This window comes from Streptomyces sp. NPDC058469, assembly GCF_042721125.1.
Lineage (GTDB): Bacteria > Actinomycetota > Actinomycetes > Streptomycetales > Streptomycetaceae > Streptomyces.
Genome location: NZ_JBHXME010000145.1, coordinates 8,886 through 28,079 on the forward strand (window position 1 = coordinate 8,886; position 19,194 = coordinate 28,079).

11 protein-coding genes and 2 CRISPR repeat arrays are annotated in these 19,194 nt (G+C 71.1%); of the genes, 1 reads left to right on the forward strand and 10 read right to left on the reverse strand.

The features are described from left to right. Positions 1–99: 99 nt before the first annotated feature. Positions 100–3,375: a BTAD domain-containing putative transcriptional regulator gene (locus ACFWP5_RS40660; RefSeq protein ID WP_384168945.1), complete on the forward strand. Its 3,276-nt coding sequence runs from the start codon at positions 100–102 to the stop codon at positions 3,373–3,375. On the opposite strand, the gene ACFWP5_RS40665 is transcribed toward ACFWP5_RS40660, so the two are convergent. The 10 genes from ACFWP5_RS40665 to cas3 all read right to left on the reverse strand — a co-directional run bounded on the left by ACFWP5_RS40665 (position 3,365) and on the right by cas3 (position 17,449). Continuing rightward, positions 3,365–6,697 (reverse strand): BTAD domain-containing putative transcriptional regulator, encoded by a 3,333-nt coding sequence (locus ACFWP5_RS40665; protein ID WP_384168948.1) that lies wholly within the window; start codon positions 6,695–6,697, stop codon positions 3,365–3,367. The genes ACFWP5_RS40660 and ACFWP5_RS40665 overlap by 11 nt on opposite strands. A 244-nt stretch (positions 6,698–6,941) precedes the next feature. Beyond that, on the reverse strand, positions 6,942–7,376 hold the full coding sequence (locus tag ACFWP5_RS40670; protein ID WP_384168951.1) for a hypothetical protein: 435 nt from the start codon (positions 7,374–7,376) through the stop codon (positions 6,942–6,944). A 144-nt stretch (positions 7,377–7,520) separates the two neighbouring features. Continuing rightward, positions 7,521–8,220: a CRISPR direct-repeat array (repeat unit 28 nt; unit sequence GGTTCACCCCCGCGTCGGCGGGGACCAC). Between the two features lie 17 nt (positions 8,221–8,237). Continuing rightward, complete coding sequence (gene cas2e / locus ACFWP5_RS40675) at positions 8,238–8,567, reverse strand: type I-E CRISPR-associated endoribonuclease Cas2e (RefSeq protein WP_384168953.1); 330 nt, start codon at positions 8,565–8,567, stop codon at positions 8,238–8,240. A gap of 1 nt (position 8,568) precedes the next feature. After that, the gene (cas1e, locus tag ACFWP5_RS40680; RefSeq protein ID WP_384168979.1) at positions 8,569–9,498 is read right to left on the reverse strand and encodes a type I-E CRISPR-associated endonuclease Cas1e; all 930 of its coding nucleotides are present in this window, start codon (positions 9,496–9,498) and stop codon (positions 8,569–8,571) included. 56 nt (positions 9,499–9,554) lie between these two features. After that, entirely contained in the window at positions 9,555–10,205 is a 651-nt protein-coding gene (gene cas6e / locus ACFWP5_RS40685) for a type I-E CRISPR-associated protein Cas6/Cse3/CasE (RefSeq protein ID WP_384168956.1), read from the reverse strand. Beyond that, positions 10,202–10,972: a type I-E CRISPR-associated protein Cas5/CasD gene (gene cas5e, locus ACFWP5_RS40690; RefSeq protein WP_384168959.1), complete on the reverse strand. Its 771-nt coding sequence runs from the start codon at positions 10,970–10,972 to the stop codon at positions 10,202–10,204. The genes cas6e and cas5e overlap by 4 nt, the downstream gene beginning before the upstream one ends. After that, complete coding sequence (gene cas7e / locus ACFWP5_RS40695; protein ID WP_384168965.1) at positions 10,969–12,096, reverse strand: type I-E CRISPR-associated protein Cas7/Cse4/CasC; 1,128 nt, start codon at positions 12,094–12,096, stop codon at positions 10,969–10,971. Before cas7e ends, cas5e begins: the two co-directional genes overlap by 4 nt. Next, the gene (casB, locus tag ACFWP5_RS40700; RefSeq protein WP_384168969.1) at positions 12,093–12,761 is read right to left on the reverse strand and encodes a type I-E CRISPR-associated protein Cse2/CasB; all 669 of its coding nucleotides are present in this window, start codon (positions 12,759–12,761) and stop codon (positions 12,093–12,095) included. Before casB ends, cas7e begins: the two co-directional genes overlap by 4 nt. Positions 12,762–12,794: 33 nt before the next feature. Beyond that, positions 12,795–14,378, reverse strand: coding sequence for a type I-E CRISPR-associated protein Cse1/CasA (gene casA / locus ACFWP5_RS40705; RefSeq protein WP_384168973.1), 1,584 nt, complete (start codon positions 14,376–14,378; stop codon positions 12,795–12,797). Between the two features lie 221 nt (positions 14,379–14,599). Then, entirely contained in the window at positions 14,600–17,449 is a 2,850-nt protein-coding gene (gene cas3, locus ACFWP5_RS40710) for a CRISPR-associated helicase Cas3' (protein ID WP_384168976.1), read from the reverse strand. Between the two features lie 198 nt (positions 17,450–17,647). Then, positions 17,648–19,140: a CRISPR direct-repeat array (repeat unit 29 nt; unit sequence GTGGTTCCCGCCGACGCGGGGGTGTTCCG). Positions 19,141–19,194: the final 54 nt, after the last annotated feature.

Genomic DNA, 19,194 nt, shown 5'->3' on the forward strand with positions numbered 1-19,194 from the left:
GCGGTACCAGGACCCTTCCCGAGCGGACTTGGAGCCCGCTTAACGAGCTCTTGGGACGGCCCGAAATGCCCGACCCTGGGGCACTGTAGTTTGTACGCAATGATTCAAGTTCGGGTTCTGGGACCGATCGGTGCCGACATCGACGGTGCGCCCGTTCACGTCGGCGGTCCTCAACAGCGCGCGGTCCTCGCCCTGTTGCTGGCACACCGCGGCAGCGTGGTGTCCGTCGACCAGCTGACCGACCGGTTGTGGCGCGGTCAGCCCCCGCACAGTGCCAAAGCCTCCCTGCAGGTGTACGTGTCGAATCTGCGCCGGCTCCTGGAGCCCGGCCGGCCGCCGCGGACCCCGGCCGGCGTCCTGGTCAGCGCACCTCCGGGGTACGCGGTGCGGCTGCCGGTGGAAGCGGTCGACGCCTGGCGGTTCGAGGCGGCCGTACGGCAGGCCCGGAACGCGTCACCCACCGAAGCCCGTCAACTGCTGGAGGATGCCCTCGCCTGGTGGCACGGGCCCGCGTACGGGGAATGGTCCGGCGAGGACTGGGCGGCCACGGAGGTGGCCCGGCTGAACGAGCTGCGCCTGGTGGCCAGGGAACTCGAGATCACGGTGACCCTCAAAGCCGGGCAGGCCGCCGATGCCCTCCCCGCGACCGAAGCGCTCGTCCGTGAACATCCGCTGCGGGAGGAGGGCTGGCGGCTGCTCGCCCTCGCGTTGTGGGCCTGTGGCCGGCCGGAGGACGCGCTGGCCGAGCTGGGCCGGGCGACCGAGCACATCGCCGACGAACTCGGGCTCGGCCCCGGGCTCGCGTGGGCGGAGGTGGAGAAGGCGGTCCGGAGCGGACGGACGGAGGTACTGCGCGCCGTCGTACCGGAGGCCGGTCCGACCGTACTCGTTCCTGCGGCGGACGAACTCTTCGTGGGACGGGACGACGACCTCCAAGCGCTGGACGACGTCGCCAACGCTGCCCGCACGGGTGGCGGCGTGGTGCTGGTCACCGGTGAGGCGGGGGCCGGCAAGTCCGCGCTGCTCGCCCGGTTCCGGCGACAGCTGCTGGCCGGAGGCTGGACGGTGGTGGTCGGACGCTGCCCGGAGTCCGACGGCGCCCCGCCGGCGTGGGCATGGGTGGAGGCGCTGGGCGCGCTCGCGCCGCGGACACCGCCCTCGGACCCGGACGCGCTCGGCCCGCTGCTGTACGAGCCGGAAGACGATCCGGTGTCCGACGCCGCACGCGACACCGGCGGCGCGGCCGTCGGCCGGTTCAGGCTGCACCAGGCGTTCGGCACATGGCTGCGGGCCTCCGCCGACGAGGCGCCGCTCGCCGTGATCATCGACGACCTGCACCGCGCGGACGGGGAGACCCTTGCCCTGCTGGAGCGGGCCGCAGACCTCTGCGGCGCCCCGGTTCTGGTGATCGCCGCATACCGCCCGGTCGACGCCGGTGAGCGGCTGACGAAGACCCTCGCCGAACTCGCCCGCCACTCGCCGCACCGGCTGGCGCTGCGCGGCCTGGCCCCGCACGACGTAGGCACCCTCGTCACCGCCGTCTGCGGCGCGCCCGTCGACGCCGACACGGTGACCGCACTCGCCGAACGGACCGGCGGCAACCCCTTCTACGTACGCGAGAGCGCACGGCTCCTCGCCGCCGAAGGCGTCCTCGTCGCCACCTCCGAAGTACCCCAAGGCGTACGCGACGTACTACGACGACGACTACGCCAACTCCCACCCACCGCCCTCACCACCCTCCAACTCGCCTCGACGGGCGGCGTGGAGTCCGAGGTGAGCGTGCTCACCGAGGCCGCCGACGCAGACGAGCAGGAGGTGCTCGACGGGCTCGAGGCGGGCGTCATGGCGGGGCTGCTGACCGAACCGGCGGCCGGCCGGGTCAGGTTCGCACACGCGCTGGTCCGCGACACGTTGTACACCGATCTGGTGGGGGTGCGTCGCGCACGCATGCACGCCCGGCTGGCGGAGGTCCTGCGGCTACGGCGTCCGGACGATCTGGCCGCTCTGGCACACCACTTCGCCCGGTCGGGCATGGCGGAGACGGCGTCGCTCGCCGTCGAGTACTCGCTGCGTGCGGCCGAACTGGCCGAGGGGCGCTACGCCCACGACACCGCGGTGCAGCTGCTCAACCAGGCGATCGTGTCCTTCGCGTTGATACCCGGCGCGCAGAACGAGCGCCCCGGGCAACTGGTCACTCTGCTGGGGCGGTTGCTGCGGACCCAGACCCGGGCCGGGATGACTCTGTCCGCGCGGTCGACCCGCCAGCGCGCCATCGCGGCGGCGGAAGCCCTCGACGACGACGTCCTGGCGAACACGGCGCTCGCCGCGTCGAGCGGCCCTGCGTCCTCCCTGAGCGGTCCGCACGGGTTGATCGATCCGGCCTCGGTCTACACCTTCGTCGACCGGTTGCACGCCCGCGCCGAACTGGACCCGACGGTCCTCGTCCATCTGCCGCCGGCCGCGGAGGACGCGAGAACGGTCCGGGCGGTCGAGCGGCAGCTGGCCATCGCCCGTACGGTCGGGGACCACCTGCTGCTCGCCTGCGCTATGACCGCGATGACGGCGGTGGCACCGCACAAGCTCCCCGCGGACCGGCGGGAGCTGCTGGCCACCGAGGTGCGAACGCTCGGCTACTCACACGATCTGCCCGCGAACAGCTGGGTCCGCGAGCACGTCGGCGGCATGGCCGCCGGCGCCCGCAACGATGTCGCGGGAGTACGGAAACACGCTACGGCTGGCCTGGCCGTCGCCCAGCGGTACCGGCTGGCGGAGGCCGAGGCGGTCACTCTCTCCACCATGGCCATGCTGGCCCACGTGGAAGGCCGCTTCGACGAGGCGGAGGCTGGCTACGCCGACATACGGGACCGGCTGCGGCGCAGCGGCTCCTCGCACGGCGACGTCGTGTACGGGCTGGGTCTGATCACCATCCGACTCAACCAGGGACGCCATCAGGAGCTCGAACAACAGCTACAGGCGTCCACGCCCCTCGGTGGCGAGGCCGCTCTCGCCCTCGTCCTTGCCCGGCAGGGCAAATTCGATCAGGCCCTCGCCCTGAGCACCACCGTCGCGCCGGTGCCCGACCATCTCTACGGCATCGCCCTGGCGATCCGTGCGGAGCTGGCCGCCCTACTGGGCGACCGGGCCACCGCGCAGGTGTTGATCCCGCTCCTTCTGCCCCTCCGCGACCAGCTCGCCGGCGCGGCCAGCACGTCCTTCGCCTTCCGTCCGCTCGCCCACTCGCTGGGTGAGCTGTACCGGCTGCTGGGCGACGAGCCGGAAGCGCGGAGCCAGTTCGCCCACGCGGAGAAAGTCGCTCGGCAATGGGGCTCGGCGCATCTGGCGGCCGCGGCCCGCGCCGCGGCCGTCAGACCCTGAGGGCGGCGGCCGCTCTGGCGGACGCGGCCAGGTGGTCCGAGCCCCACTGGAGCGCAACCGTCTCCGCGTGAGCGAACTGCTTTTGTGCCTCGGGTTCGTCGCCCAGCAGCCGGTACAGCTCACCCAGTGAGTGGGCGAGCGGCCAGGTGATGAACACGTTGGTGGACGCGGCGCCGAGCTGGTCCCGGACCGGGAGCAGCAGCGGGATCAGGGCCTCGGCAACGCTCCGGTCGCCCACCATCGCGGCCGTCCGGGCGCGGGCGCAGAGTCGTACGCCGTAAAAGTGGTCGCGGAGGACGACGGGCTCGAAACGGATAGCACGGGCCCGGTCGAGATCGCCCCGGCTGGCCAGGACGACGGCCAGCCCCTCCCCGGCCATCGATCCCAGCGCGTCGTAGAGCACCCAGCCGTACGGCTCAGCTTCCTCCGGCCGCTGCTGGTTGAGCCGCATGGTGATCATGGCTCTGGCATAGAGGCCCTCACCGTAGGAGGAGCCGTTACGCCGAAGTCGGTCACGGACCTCGCCGTAGCGCGCCTCCGCCTCCTCGAAGCGTCCCTCCACGTGGGCCAGCATCGCCACCGTGGCCATGCTGGCGGCCTCGGCCTCCGCCAGCCGGTAACGCCGGGCGATCGCCAGGCCCTGCTCGGCGTGGCGGCGGACGCCGGCGGGGTCGTTGCGGGTGGCGGCGACGAGGCCGTCCATGTGCTCGCAGATCCACCAGTAGGCCGGCAGCTCATGATCGCGGGTAAGCGCCCGGAGCTCGGCCACGAACTGTTCCCGCTCCGCCGTCTCGACCTCACGCGGCAGGAGCTTCGTCATCGTCGTCAGGGCGGCCGCCAGCAGCTGGGGATCGCCGACCTCGCGGGCGATGGCCAGCTGGCGGCCGGCGGCCTCGTCGACCCGGGCGCCGTCGGCGCTGCCCAGTTCGTCGACCAGCGCCTGGAGGAGCCGGGCCATGGTGACCGGGTCCAGGTCGGTGCGGGCGGTCAGCCGGTCGAGCACGCCGACGATGGCCTCGTCGAGCCGCCAGTGCTGCTGGGTCAGCCGGGGCGTCGGCTCGGGCCACGCGGCGAACGCGGCGACGGCCAGGTCGTCACGTGCGACGCTCTCCGCCACCTCGACAGCGCGTCGGCGCGTCTGCTGGGCCGCCGCCAGCGAACCGGCCAGGACCTGCACACGCAGCAGCCGGCCGAGCAGTCCCACCAGTCGCTCGGCGGACTCGCCCGCGGTGCCGGGCAGCAGCGCTGCCGCGTCGATCGCGTGCTGGATCAGCTCGGCCGCCACGTCATGGGCGTAGCGCCGCTCGGCCAGTTCGGCGGCGCGGAGCGCGTACTCGACTGCCAGGGGTGCGGTGGCGGCGCTTCCGGAACGGGTGAAGTGATAGGCCAGAGCGGACAGTTCATCGGGACGGCAGCGCCGGAGCGTCACAGCCAGACGCCCGTGCAGACGCGCACGACGCAGACCGACCAGATCGGTGTAGACCGTGTCGCGGACCAGCGCGTGGATGAACCGCACCCGACCGAGTGCCGGTTCGGTGAGCAGCCCCGCGACGACGCAGTCCTTCAGCCCCTCCAGTACCTCGTTCTCGTCGACGTCGGAGGCTTCGACGAGGACGCTCACGTCCATTTCGCGGCCCAGCACGGAGGCGAGTTGGAGGGTGGTGAGGGCGGTGGGTGGGAGTTGGCGTAGTCGTCGTCGTAGTACGTCGCGTACGCCTTGGGGTACTTCGGAGGTGGCGACGAGGACGCCTTCGGCGGCGAGGAGCCGTGCGCTCTCGCGTACGTAGAAGGGGTTGCCACCGGTCCGTTCGGCGAGTGCGGTCACCGTGTCGGCGTCGACCGGAGCGCCGCAGACGGCGGTGACGAGGGTGCCTACGTCGTGCGGGGCCAGGCCGCGCAGCGCCAGCCGGTGCGGCGAGTGACGGGCAAGGTCGGCGAGCACCATCAGCAGGCGGTCCGCCGCGTCGACCGGGCGGTACGCGGCGATCACCAGGACCGGCGCGCCATCGAGGCCGGCGGCCCGATCCAGCAGGGCAAGGGTTTCCGCGTCGGCCTGGTGCAGGTCGTCGATGATCAGCGCGAGCGGCTTACGGGCGGCGGCGTCCCGCAGCCACCCGGCGAACGCGCGGTGCAGCCGGAACCGGCCGGCCGCGACATCGCCCGGACCGGCCGACCGCGCCTCCTGACCGGAATTCGGTCCTGAGGCCGATTCCGGCAACATCGCCACGAGGGGCCCCAGATTGGCCAGGGGCGCCTCGTGCGCCAGCTCGCCCAGCAGTTCCACCCACGCCCACGCGGGCGGGGCGCCCTCGAACTCGGGGCAGCGGCCGGACACCACCGTCCAGCCGTCGGCACGCAGCGACTCCCCGTACCGGGCGAGCAACGCGGACTTCCCGGCCCCCGCCTCACCGGTGACCAACACGACGCCGCCGCCACGCCGGGCCGCCCGCGCGGTGTCCGACAGCGCCCGGAACTCGGCGTCCCGGCCGACGAACAGGTTCTCCTCCCCCGCATCGACAACGGTCTCCGCCGGCCTGAGGGCCGGTCCCGGTACGGCAGCACGGAGCACCTCCGTCCGCCCGGTCAGAACGGCCTGGTGCAACTCGGCCAGGGCGGGACCGGGAGCCATGCCGAGCTCGTCGCCGAGTACGGTCCCGGCGCGGCGCAACGCGGCGAGCGCGTCCGCCTGCCGTCCTGAGCCCCACAGCGCGAGGGCAAGCAGCCGCCAGCTCTCCTCCCGCAGCGGCTGTTCCCGGACGAGCACCTCGGCAGACGGCACCGCCTCGGCAGACAGACCCATCCGCAGGGTCACCTCAATCAGCAGTTCCCGTGCCTCCATGTGCAGTCCGGCCAGCCGGGCCACCTCGGTGGCGGCCCACTCCTCGTCAGCCACCTCCGCGTATGCCGTACCCCGCCACCAGCCCAGGGCCTCTTCCAGCAGACGGCGGGCCCGTTCGGGGGACACGCTCCGGGCTTGGCGCACCGCCGCCTCGAATCGCCAGGCGTCGACCGCCTCCTCGGGCAGCCGCAGCGCGTATCCAGACGGTTCTCTGACCAGGACCGTCGAGGGGGTGCGTGGTTCCCGGCCCGGTTCGAGTACCCGGCGCAGATTCGACACGTAGGCATGGAGTGAGACGGTCGCCTTGGACGTCGGCTGTCCACGCCACAACTGGGCGATCATCCTGTCGACCGGGACCGCGCCACCTCGCCCCACCAGCAAGAGGGCCAGAACCGCGCGTTGCCGAGGGGTACCGAGGCCGACCCGCATCCCGCCGATGTCGGCATCGATCGGTCCTAGCACTCGGACTCTCAACACAGTCATGGATATTAGGCCTCCCGTAAGCCAGGTGCACGCCATGTACACGCGGGCAGGATGCCGGGAGGTTCCCAGGGGCATCACAGGGTTCACCTAGAGAATCTTGGTCGTACCCGCAGACGCAGTGGCCTCCACTGCAACAGGTGCAGAGCCACCCCTCCGGCGACGACGTCGTGGGTCCTGTTGGTGACCTTCACGGTGAGGTCGTACGAGTAGGGGGAGTTCGTGTCGGTGCCGTCGTGCCCCTGTTTCAAGGTGAGCTCGCCGGTTCTGAGCATCGGCTCATCAACAGTGCTGGCCTGTCCGAAGGCGTTCTTGGCCTGGGTGACCTGCACCTTCGACGGGATTCCCGCGAGCCTGGTGTCGCGGGCCCCCCGCCGAAGTAGTCGAAGGAGGCGCCGGCCGGGATGTTCGGGAGGACGGCCTGGTCGGAGCCGACGATCGTGCCAATCTCGTCGAGGGCGCGAGCGTCCAGAGCGACGGAGGCGTTGCTGCGCCCGGGGTTCTTCACCCGGGCGACGTACCAGACCTGCGGCTCGTCGAAGAACGTACCGGTGTGATTCCAAGCCAACCGCACGGTAGTCGCCGCGTCGGCGGCCTTGCCCGGCTTGTCGAGCTGGCTGCCGGCCGACGACGGCTTGCCGTCGCCACTGCACCCGGTGAACACTGCGGCCGCGATGGTCACGGCGACGGACAGACTGGGGGTGAACAAGCGCCAGTCTCGGGCGCCGTTTCGCCGGCAGCAGCCCGCTCACGCTTCAGTGTTTCTACGGACTCGGCAATGCCAGCGGCCATCTGCTTCTTGAACCGGTTGATCATCCATCGTGTGAGGCTCGCCCCCGCGTCGGCGGAGACCACTGGATGTGGGCGAGGAAGTACCCGGCGCCGTGCGGCTCACCGCCGCGTCGGCGGGGACCACGTCGAGTGGTCCTCGGGGAGCAGCACGATCGTCGGATCACCCCCGTGTCGGCGAGGACCACGAGGCCAGGACGTACTGGGCAACGTCCGTGTCCGGATCACCCCCGCGTCGGCGGGGACCACGCGCCCAGCTCGCCCAGTTCCTCGCGCCGGAACGGTTCACCCCCGCGTCGGCGGGGACCACCTGATCCTGGGCATCGTCCTGATGATCCTGGGCGGTTCACCCCCGCGTCGGCGGGGACCACCCGATCACGCGCGTGCCCTCTGCGACACCGTCCGGTTCACCCCCGCGTCGGCGGGGACCACAGGGAGGCCGGACGCTGAGCGAGCCAGCCTGACGGTTCACCCCCGCGTCGGCGGGGACCACGACCGTGCCCGAGCCGTACCAGGCCCAGCAGAAGGTTCACCCCCGCGTCGGCGGGGACCACCGGTGCGTCATCACTGTGAGGATCTGCTGCGTCGGTTCACCCCCGCGTCGGCGGGGACCACGCGAACACCAACACGCTGCCCGTCACGGCCTCCGGTTCACCCCCGCGTCGGCGGGGACCACGTGGTCGCGCTGGTCTTGTTCGCCTCGATGAACGGTTCACCCCCGCGTCGGCGGGGACCACACTTCGCGACCTGCGGGTTATCGCGGGCTTTGCCTTTCATTTGCCAGGCTTGGGCCCGGCGGCGCTGCGGTCATGCGCATCAGGGTGAGGCCGTCGAAGTCCATGGGGACGCGGCGGCGTGTGCCGGCTGTGCGGATCGCGTAGCCCTGTTCTGTCGGTGCCGGGTGTACGAGGACGGCTGCGCCGTCGGCGACGGTTTCTGTGACGGCGTCCCAGAGTTGGTCGCGTACGCGGGCGGAGACTGTGCCGACGAAGATGCCGGGGACTACTTCGCTGGTCCAGCGGCTGAGTGCGCCGCGGAGGTGGTCGGGGACGGCGGTGGTGGCGATGACGAGCATGGAGGTCATGTCAGCCTCCGTCGGGTGCGTAGTTCACCCCGGCGGGGAGGACTCCTGTCTTCGGGTCCCAGAGGTGGACCATGCGGACGTCCTGGCGCTCGGTGGTGTCGTCGTCGGTGGGGGCGCCTGGGGTGAGGAGGGCTTGGATGTCGTGGATGACGCGCGGCAGGAGGCGGATGAGGCGGAGTTCCTCGCGGAGTTTTCGGCGTGCCTCTTGTTCGGGGTTGGCTGCCTGGTGGAGGCAGAAGGCGACGGGGAGGGTGGTGTCGGCTTTGTAGAGGTCGGCGATGTCGTAGACGAAGGCGTGCTGGGTGCCGGTGTGGACGAATCCGAGGGCCGGTGAGCAGCCCAGGGCCAGGAGGGCTGCGTGGATGATGCCGTACAGGCAGGTGTTGGCGGCGGACAGGGCGAGGTTGACGGGGTCTTGCTGGTGCCACTGGTCGGGGTGGTAGTTGCGGCGGAAGCGGCCGATGCCGTGTTTTTGGGCGTGGAGTTTGTAGAGGGCCTTCATGCGTTGGCCTTCCATGCCGCGCAGCTGGGCGAGGGTGGTGCCGTGGGGGACGGTGTCGTCGCCGAAGCGCATCTCGTACATGCGGGTGGCGACGTCGAGGCGTTGTCCGGGGTTGGCCCAGGCGGTGACCTGCTGTTCGAGCCAGTGGGTGGTGAGGGAGTCGGGCAGGATGCCGGCGTAGGTGCGTACGCCGCCCGCTCCTGTGCAGATGACGCTGGTTCCATGGCGGGCGAGGGTGGCGAGAGCGCGGGTGGTGATGGACACGCCGGGGCCCAGGAGCAGGCAGGTGAGCGCGGCGGTGGGGATATAGACGGTGTCAGTGCGGTGCTTGTCGACGGCGATCTGGGCACAGACGCCGGTGTCGTCCTGGACGACACGGACCATGTCGAGGTAGAGGAACGACAGGGAGTCCGCGACGCGCGGGAGCATGGCGAGAGTGGGGGCGGCCAGGCGTCTGCGGGCCTGGCCGCCCCCGTGGGGTGTGCTCACGCGGTGGTGGCGGGGGCGAGGCTGATGAGGCCGGCGCCGTAGGACTTGGCTCGTCCGATGCCGGTCAGCACGGCGTGGGTGAGGGCGTCGGGGTCGGTGACGGTGGCGGTGCCGTCGTAGCGCACCAGGTGGTGGCGCATGGGCGGGCTGCTTTTGGCCGGGGGGCGGACTGCGGCGATGGGGGTGGGCAGCAGGGTGTGCAGGTCCAGTCCGGCGTCGGTGGCGCGGCTGGTCCACCAGTGGTCGGCGTCCGGGCCGGTGAGCGGGATACGTTTGCCGCGACGGCCTTTCTGGTCCAGGGGGAGGCGTTCGGTTTTGACCGGGTTGACGACGACGCGGTAGCGGACCGTGATGCCCTTTTTCAGGGCGTTGAACATCGGGGTGAGGTCCTTGAGGTCGGTGTGGCCGTAGTCGTCAGGCAGGCGGGTGGGGTCGAGGGTGGCGGCCTGGACGAGGAGGGTGCTGGTGGTGTCCGTCTCGTCGAGGCGGTACAGGAGTCCTGCGGTCTGGCGGGGGGAGGTGCCAAGGTGGTCGGGGACCAGCCGCATGAGGCTGCGGTGCATGTCGTTGGCGTCCCTAAGGTCGCGCTGGACGGCGCGGCTGTGGGGGTTGAGGCGGATGCGGGCGAGCGCCGCGCGGGGGTTCATGCGGCGGCCTCCTTCGTGGCGTAGTCGATCAGTTGCCGGTGCAGGCTGTGCGGGCCGGCCGCCAGGTGCACGGGGAGGTGTTCGCGTGTGCGGAAGAGGCGGCGCCGCTCGTGGCTGCGGCCGTGCGCGGCGAAGCTGCGGGGAACGTCGTTGACGGTGAGGGAGTCGGCCCCGTCCACCGTCGCGGGCGGGCGCTCCCACAGGAAGGTGACCGCGACGGTGCCGTCGGTCGGTAGCAGGCGGGCGGGATCGGGGCTGAGCGGCACGTGGTGCAGGAGTTCGGCGGCCGGGTCGGACGCATCGGTGTGCAGCAGGAGGGGTTCGTCGGGGACGCAGGAGCGGCGGCCCAGGTAGGGCGACCAGTGCGGCTGGTGGAGAGCACCGGCGACACGGGCGATGGTCGCGTCGGGGCCGGTGACGGCGACGACGAAGACGGCGTCGGCCAGGTAGTGGCGGCGCGTGATGACGGCGGCGCCCTTGTTGCTGCCGCCGCTGGTGGCAGCGGTCTGGTCCTTAGGCCGGCCGCCACCGACGGTGTGGTAGTCGACGAGCCGGATACCGGGCCGGTCGACGCGGACGGTGAACTCCAGTGCCCTGTAGGGGTCCAGAGCTGCGGTGTCGTCGCGGGGAATGCCTTCGGCGGCGGCGAACATGCCGATCAGGGCGGAGCGGGTGGGGAAGGGCGCGGTGTCGCGGTCCGCGGTGAACGCGGAGCGTTCTCCCCAGGACTGCAGAGGACCGGCCAGCCGCAGCACGAGCCCGCTCACGCCTGTGCTCCGGCCACCGGCAGGGCCGCCTCCACGGCGGCATCGATCAGGTCGTAGAAGGAACCGTGCGCCCCGCCGAGCGGGGTCAGGTCCGTGGTGTCGTCGACGGTGGCGTGGCCGTGGAAGGGCCGGTGGCGGTTGCCGGTGAGCCGGTTGAGGTCGCCCGCATGGGCGGCCAGGGCCTCGCGGGACGACAGGGCGAAGCCGCCGTCGCGGTGCTTGACCGGCGTTTCGAAGGCGGCGGCCAGGGAGAGCGGGCGCTGGGTGCGCACGGCGAGATAGGCGAGGTCGGGGACAGTGTGCGGGGCAGTACTGTTCTTCTTCGCCTGCGGCAGGGAGAGCAGGAAGTGCTCGGCGAAGGAACCCAGCACCGTGCGGGCCGCCTTGTCGTCCCCGTCGAGGTTCTTGAGCAGGTCGGTGATGTTGACAGTGGCGTAGCGATAGAAGACGCCGGCGCTGAACTCGCTGGTGTCCAGATGGCCGCTGCCGGTGTCGGCCTCGCCGAGCCAGTCGTCGACGGCGGTGAAGTAGTCGCGCTGCGGCTCGGCGGCGTGAGTGGTGAAGGCGTGGGCGACCTGGGCGGCGCCGTCCACGTTCGCGCCCGGCAGCTCGGCGAGCATCCGCCCGAGCAGGCTGATGGAGGCGGTGCGCCGCTTGAGGATCTCCTCGATACGGTCGGCAGGCAGGATCTGTCCGGGCTTCTTCTTGTCCAGGTTCTGCTCCAGCTGCTCACGGTGCTCGACGCACACCGTGACAAGTTCCTCCAGACCGCTCTCCGGCAGGAACAGCAGCACCGAGGTGTGGCCCTCCTTCTCCGTGCCGATGCCCTTCTTCCCGGCGCTGACAGCAACCTGCGCTCCGGCGAAGGCCGCCAGGTCCGCGGGCCAGCCCGCCCGCTGAAGTGCCTGGCGGACCTTCACGGGGACCAGGCGGGTGCGAGCGGCCTTCTCCCCCAGGTCCGCCTCGACGCCGTGACGGATCACGCGTTTCCAGGACTGGCTGGAGACCCGGATGCGGGGCGTGTTGCCGTAGCGGACGGTCTTGGGCGAGCCGAGGTCGTCCCGGTTGAGGTTGGCGGCCGGTACCGACTGGATGGCGCTCAGGTCCAGGAACAGGGCGGTCATGACGGGTTCTCCTCGTGCAGTTCGGGGGTGTCGGACACCGGGACGGCGGTGTCCGTGTCGGGAGCGGTGGCGCCCTCGGGGCCGGCGGTGCGGAAGTAGCTCTCCAGCCAGCGGGTGGCGATCTTGTCGCGGTCGCGGTCCCACTTGGTGAGGTCCTCCAGCAGCACCGCCCAGTCCAGGGCGATACCGCCGCCCAGCAAGTGCCGGGTCAGGGCGGGCAGCCGCTGGTGGAGGGCGTCGCTGCTCTGCCGGGCGAACAGATGAAGGTCGCCTTCGGCCGAATTGGCCTTGATGACCTGGGCGTTGACCGCGGCAGCCAGAGCGGCGCCCAGGTTCGGACGCGCGAACCAACTGGATGCTGTGTCAGCGGAGTTGGCGCGCTCCGCGTCGGCGGTGCGGGCCGAGCGCGGGCGGGCGGCGATCAGGGCGGCCACCGCGTAGTGGGCACGGCGCGCGTCGGGGTGCTGACGCTCGGGCAGCCGCCGTACGAGGTAGCGGTGCAGGTAGTTGCAGCGTTCCACGCGCTGGCCGAGGCCGGTGCGCAGGTCGGACTGGACCCGCTTGTTCTCACACAACGACAGGACGTACCCGACGAACGCGTCGGACGGCCGCGGCTGAGCGGCAGGCGGCGGCGCGGACGCCGGCGGCAGGGGTGTAGCGGTCATGGGCGGATTCCTCGAACGGTCGGAAGGTGGGGATCAGGCGGCGGCGCGCAGGAGCGCGCGCAAAGCCGAGCGGGCGCGGGAACGGGCGCGGGCCACCCGGATGTCGGCCCGGTTGGCCGTTCCGATGGCGTCGTCCAGCGCCGTCAGCGCGGCCGATACGAACGGCGGCAACGGCGCGGTGTCGCACCGGTCGGGGTGAGCCAGCTGCCAGAACTCCCGCTCGGCCACCGGCCAGTAGCAGCCCGCCGCAGCCGCAGCCCACGGACCGGGCTTGCGCCGGTCGAGTTTGACCTTGTCCGCCGAAGCGGCACCGGCGTCGGCAGCGATCTTCCAGGCCAGCCGGGCCGCGTAGTCGAGACGCTCCCCGACCTCTTCGGCGGCCTGGTGACAGCGGGCCAGATGGCGCGCCATGCGCGGATCGGCCTCTTCCTGCCAGTGCAGGATGGGCGGGGTGGTGGCCTCGAACCAGGTCGTGTCGTTCTGCTTGCCGTCCTGGTCGAAGCCGTAGGCCCGCACCGACAGGCGCCGTAGCAGCCGGGGCGGCAGGCTGTTGAGGCTGTGCGGACGCAGCGTGGTGTGGCTGGTGTCCATCAGCAGCAGCGCGTCCACGTCCCGCCACAGAGCCCGCGCGCCGTCGGCCTCGCGGACGTAGAGCTCGCCCTCTTTGCCGCGGTCGAGGATGACGTACGGGTCACGCGCGGTGGGCTTGGGCTCGTGCGTGGACCAGGTGATGTAGGCGTCGGTGACCGCGGTACGGTCCGCCGACGGCACCAACAGCACGGCGTGGCGATACCGCCCGGTCAACAGGCGCCCCGGCCAGGTCAGTTCCGTGAGCGGGTCGAGCGGCTCCGGCAACTCCCCTGCCTCCCAGGGGCATTCATCCGGCACGTCCGTGTCCGGGCCGCCCTCCGGTACCGGGACGGCCAGCACGAGCGTGGTGAACAGGTCCGCAGCCCACGGATGGTAGGAGACCGCTTTGCGCAGCGAGCCCGCGTCGCCGCTGCCGGTGCGCACCTCGGTGATGCGGCGCGGGGTGCACTGCCCGGCGGGCCCGCAGTACAGCTGGGCGATCAGGTGCCAGGCGGCCTCGGCCGCCGGTACCGCCACCGGCTCTCCATCCGTGAAGTGCCCGAACAACACAGCCCCGTTGACCCCGGTGGGCCGACCGAAGACCAGCTTGTTCACCCCCGACGGATTCGGGGCGCCCTGCGCGTCCACGCACTGCGCCGCCAGCCGGGGGTCCTGCAGGAAGGGCCGCTCCGGGTCGAACAGGTCGAAGCGCCCCGCGGGCACCTCCTCATCGAGGTAAGCATCCACCGCCTTGGGGTCGAACCGGCCGGCGGCGAGCACACTGGCACGGATCCCCAGCCACATGGTGACCTCCTGCTCCGCGTCCTCGTCGTCCAGCCGCATCCCGTCGGCGTCGCGGGCGATGCGCGCGGTCATCGCCGCAAGGATCCGCAGCAGCCCGGATACGGCCGGCGGCACGGGTAATTCCAGGTCCGCAATCTCGTGAGCCCGGTGCAGCAGCTCGCGTAACCCACACCAGCCCGAAGCGCCATTCGCCCACCGGACCGGGATCCAGGGCTCCTCACGCAGGTCAAACCCCACAGCCATGCTCCCCTCCCCTCCTCTACGCGCCTCGCCGCACGCGGGCACGACAAAGCACCCGTGCTTCACCCTCGTAGTGACGAGCAAGGCCGTGGGCACAGTGAAACAGGCGGCACTGACAATGCCTGGCCATAACCCATCAAGTCGAACTACCTTGCGAAAAGCGGCAGTTGGAGAACATGCCGACGCGGGTCATGCGGGGGCGGCGCCGGTCCGGACCCGGGGCATCACTGCCGCACCAGGCCCAGCTCCGGGTCCAGATACAGGCTCCTGCCGCCCACCGGCACCGGCCGCGCCCGCCCATCTGCGCACGGCTGCCGAAGCATCACCACGTCGCCGAGCAGGGGATGCTCCGCCCACCTCTCCGGGACCGCGAACCGGTCCAATTCCCCTTTGAACCACGTGGCGTTGACCGGGATGGTGCGCGCCATGACGGTGCGCACGTCGGCGGGTGTGAGAGGGCCATCCGCTCCGGGCAGCGGGCGGGTGGCCTCCGCGTCCAGGGTGACGGTGCCATCAGCGTGGGCGTAGACGCACAGCAGGCGGACGATGTCGGCGCCGAGCCGGGTCGCCGCCTCCCACTCCTCCTCCGCGCCCCGCAGATGGTGCAGCGCGTCCAGGCCCGGCACGCTGCGCGCCCGGGGCACGACGAGGATGTCCCCGACGCTGCGTTCCGCCAACTCCTTGCCGCGGTAGGCGGTGTAGGCCGCCGACTTCGCCGGATCGCCCCAGTCGAACCGGTCCGCGCGATGCCCATGCACCTCCTCGACCAGCTCCTGCACATCCTCCGGAATCGCGATCGGCGCCTCCCCCCTCTGCGCGAGGACATCGGAGGTGGCCTTCAGCAGGAACTCGGCATACACCTCGCCCCACTGGCCCGGCACACCGCGACCACCGACCAGCGGATCCAGCACCGCCAGCCGGGGACTCTTCGCCCAGGCGGGCCGGGGACGGTCCTGCGGGCGCCCGTGTTCGACCCACCAGGTCTCGTGCCGCCAGCAGCGGCCTGCCCGCTGCAACAGCAAGGCCAGCGGGGCCAGATCGCTGATGACCACGTCGGCGTCCAGGTCGAGCGACTGCTCCACCACCTGGGTCGCCACCACGATCCGCCGCACGGGCCGCGGGCCGGAACGCCCCAGGCCGTCGGTCACCGCCAGTGTGCGCCGCTCCCGCTCATCCCCCGGGAACCGGGCATGCAGCAACTGCACCTCGCCACCGTCGCCGTCCTGCCGGCGCGCTGCCAGGACTTTACGGAGGCTGAGGTAGGTCTCTTGGGCCTCCGCGACGGTGTTGCACACCACCAGCGCGCAGCCGCCCTCGCCCTCGGTCACCGGCTCCAGCAGGCGCCGGATCACCGCCAGCCGGTTCCGGCCGCCCCCGCCCTCACCATGTACAACGGGCTCCACCTGTACCGACAGGCGCATCCGGCGTGCCGCGGCCTGCTCCTTCTGCCGCGCCTGGGAAATCTGCGTACACGCTCCGTCCGCCGCGTCCACATACAGCCAGCCCGGATACGGCGCCTCGAACGTACGGCCCTTCAACTCCGCCGGCTTCAGCCCCGCCCCCTTCAGATACTCCTTGATCAGCCGGTCACTCACCGACGCGGGCAGCGTGGCCGACAACAACACCACCGGCACCCCGTACCAGCCCAGCCAGTTCAGCAACCGCCCCAACAGCACCTGCATGTACGGGTCGTAGGCATGCGCCTCGTCCAGGATGAACGTCTTGCCCGACAACGCCAGCAACCGCAGCGCGTTGTGCCGCACCGGCAGCACCGCCATCAGCGCCTGGTCCACCGTGCCGACCGCGAACTGGGCCAGCAACGCCCGCTTCGCCCCGCGCAGCCAGCGCACCGGCCGCATATCCAGCTCACGCCGCGCCCGCTGGTCCTCGCCGTTCTCCTCCCCTTCGCACGTCAGGACCCGCACACCGCCCAACTCGTCTTCCGCGTAGGCGCTGTTGAGCCAGTTCATGCTGTGGGTGAGGGTGAGCCCAGCCCCGCGCCCGGCCTGCCGGGCCACCACACCGGCCACCCGGCCGTACATCTGGTCACTGGTCGCCATCGTCGGCAGCAGGAACGCAAACCCGCGGGTGCCGAACCGCTCGGACAGCACCCGCTCCGCCTCCAGCGCCGTCTCGCTCTTGCCGTCCCCCGGAGCCGCGGTCACCAGAAGGATCCCGCCCCGCCGGCCATCACCCGCCCCCTGATTGCCGGTGCCGACGGCGGCGGCGAGTTCCTCCGCCACCGACCGCTGCAGCGGATTCGGCTCCCCCGTGATGCCGTACGCCTCAGAGAAGTCCTTCCGCTCCATTTCCACCGGCAGCAGGCCCGCCTCACGCACCAGACCCTCGGCATCCGCACACGACCGCTCGAAGTGCTCGGCCGGACTCATACTCAACTCCCGCTGGCGACGCAGCAGATACTCCTCCTGGCTGACCAGCCAGTCCGCCAGGATCACCACCCCGGTCACCAGCACCGCCGCTGGAGCATCGATCCGCTCCGGCGGCAGCGGCGCACCCAATGCCTCGAACACCGCACTGGCGTGCGCCTCCCGCTGAACGCCCCAGGCCGGACCTCCTAGGAGATCCCTGTTCACCGGGTGCAGGTCCGTGAACACGTGGAACCGGCCGTGATGCCCACCGATGATCTCCGCGACCCTGCGCACCGCCACCTCGAAGGAATCGTCGGCCTCCCCGAACCCCAGGGCAGCCAGTACCGCGGTGGCGGCATGCATCCCCGCCACCTCATGCGGCATCCGCTCCACCCCGATACGACCGAGGTCCCCGCGCAGCGCATCGCTCAACCGCTCACGGGCACGGACATCACACAGCTGGAAGCCCGACAGCTTCCCCACGTCATGAAGCCCCGCGCACAAAGCGGTCAGCGCGCGCGCCCGTACCGGATCGCCTGCCATCCCCAAACCCGCCGCGATACAACGCCGTTGGCTCTCCGAGAGATATCGATCCCACAGGAACAGCGCCATGGCCGCAGCATCCAGCAGATGCCGCACCAACGGATACGGCGGAAGATCCGGATCCAGCCCCCGCGACTTCCCCCACGCCGACTCATCCACCATCGCAAACCGCCCACCCAGCACTGTCTGACTCCCCTTCACCAACTCCACTGAATGAACGAGGACTCAAGCACACGCCACTGACAACCCCGAGGACCCACCTCGGTACAGTCGTTGGGTGAAACCGCAACAAGCCAGACAGGCACAAGCCGACATCGCAACGAAATGGCAAAGGGCCCGCTGAACACCAGGTCAGGAAGTGTGGTTCCCGCCGACGCGGGGGTGTTCCGTTTGTCTTCGACTGGCGCCAGGGGCAGCATGTGTGGTTCCCGCCGACGCGGGGGTGTTCCGTTCGCGGATCTCCGCCCGGCTCCAACCGGCCCGTGGTTCCCGCCGACGCGGGGGTGTTCCGTTGTTCAGGGTCCAGCCGGTGCCGATGACGAAGTGGTTCCCGCCGACGCGGGGGTGTTCCGCTGCGGTCCGGCCTGGTCGACGAGATGTCGTTGTGGTTCCCGCCGACGCGGGGGTGTTCCGGTGGCGCACGAGACGTCCAACAGGTCCGAGGCGTGGTTCCCGCCGACGCGGGGGTGTTCCGTACTCAAGTTGATGCAGACAGGCGAAAGATCGGTGGTTCCCGCCGACGCGGGGGTGTTCCGTGAGAAGCCAGTGACCTACTGGTTCCTCTTCAGTGGTTCCCGCCGACGCGGGGGTGTTCCGATCCTGCGCACCTACACCCTCCCCTCCTCACGGTGGTTCCCGCCGACGCGGGGGTGTTCCGAAGAACGGCAACGTCACCCTCAACGCGGCCGGGTGGTTCCCGCCGACGCGGGGGTGTTCCGTTGCTGACGGGAACGCACGCGTATTCGTTGCCGTGGTTCCCGCCGACGCGGGGGTGTTCCGACCCGGCTGCCAGACCCCGACTTCAACTTCGGGTGGTTCCCGCCGACGCGGGGGTGTTCCGCCACCTGGTGGCAGATCGGCGGCCTGATCCTCGTGGTTCCCACCGACGCGGGGGTGTTCCGCCTGAGGTGCTGCTTGTCGTTCTCGGCGCGCTGTGGTTCCCGCCGACGCGGGGGTGTTCCGGTTTACAACATGCCGCGCATCGCACAGCGCAAGTGGTTCCCGCCGACGCGGGGGTGTTCCGCTGTACGTCCTCAACCGGTTCGGTGGCTTCGTGTGGTTCCCGCCGACGCGGGGGTGTTCCGTCGAAGGCCGCCTTGTAGGGCTCGGCGTGGTCGTGGTTCCCGCCGACGCGGGGGTGTTCCGCGGAAGCCGTAGGCGTGGCCGTCGTACCCCTCGTGGTTCCCGCCGACGCGGGGGTGTTCCGCGCAGGATGCGGCGGAGGCGGAGACGTTCCGGGTGGTTCCCGCCGACGCGGGGGTGTTCCGCTGTAGACCGTCGTCGGCTCCCACATCTGCGCGTGGTTCCCGCCGACGCGGGGGTGTTCCGATCTCGCCCTCGTGCCCGGTGACGGAGAGGATGTGGTTCCCGCCGACGCGGGGGTGTTCCGTTGATCGTCATGGCCGCGTCGTCGCGGGAGGCGTGGTTCCCGCCGACGCGGGGGTGTTCCGGCGGGCGATCAGCGCGTGCTGTGCCCGTGCGAGTGGTTCCCGCCGACGCGGGGGTGTTCCGAGATTCGAGAGCAACGATGGGCGTTGACACCTGTGGTTCCCGCCGACGCGGGGGTGTTCCGCCGGACGAGCGGCAATTCCCGGCCCCGGATCTGTGGTTTCGGCGGCCGCGGGTGTTGTCCGGAACAGTACGTGCTGTTGATGTGCTAGTTGGAGTGTTTCCCGCCGACGCGGGGG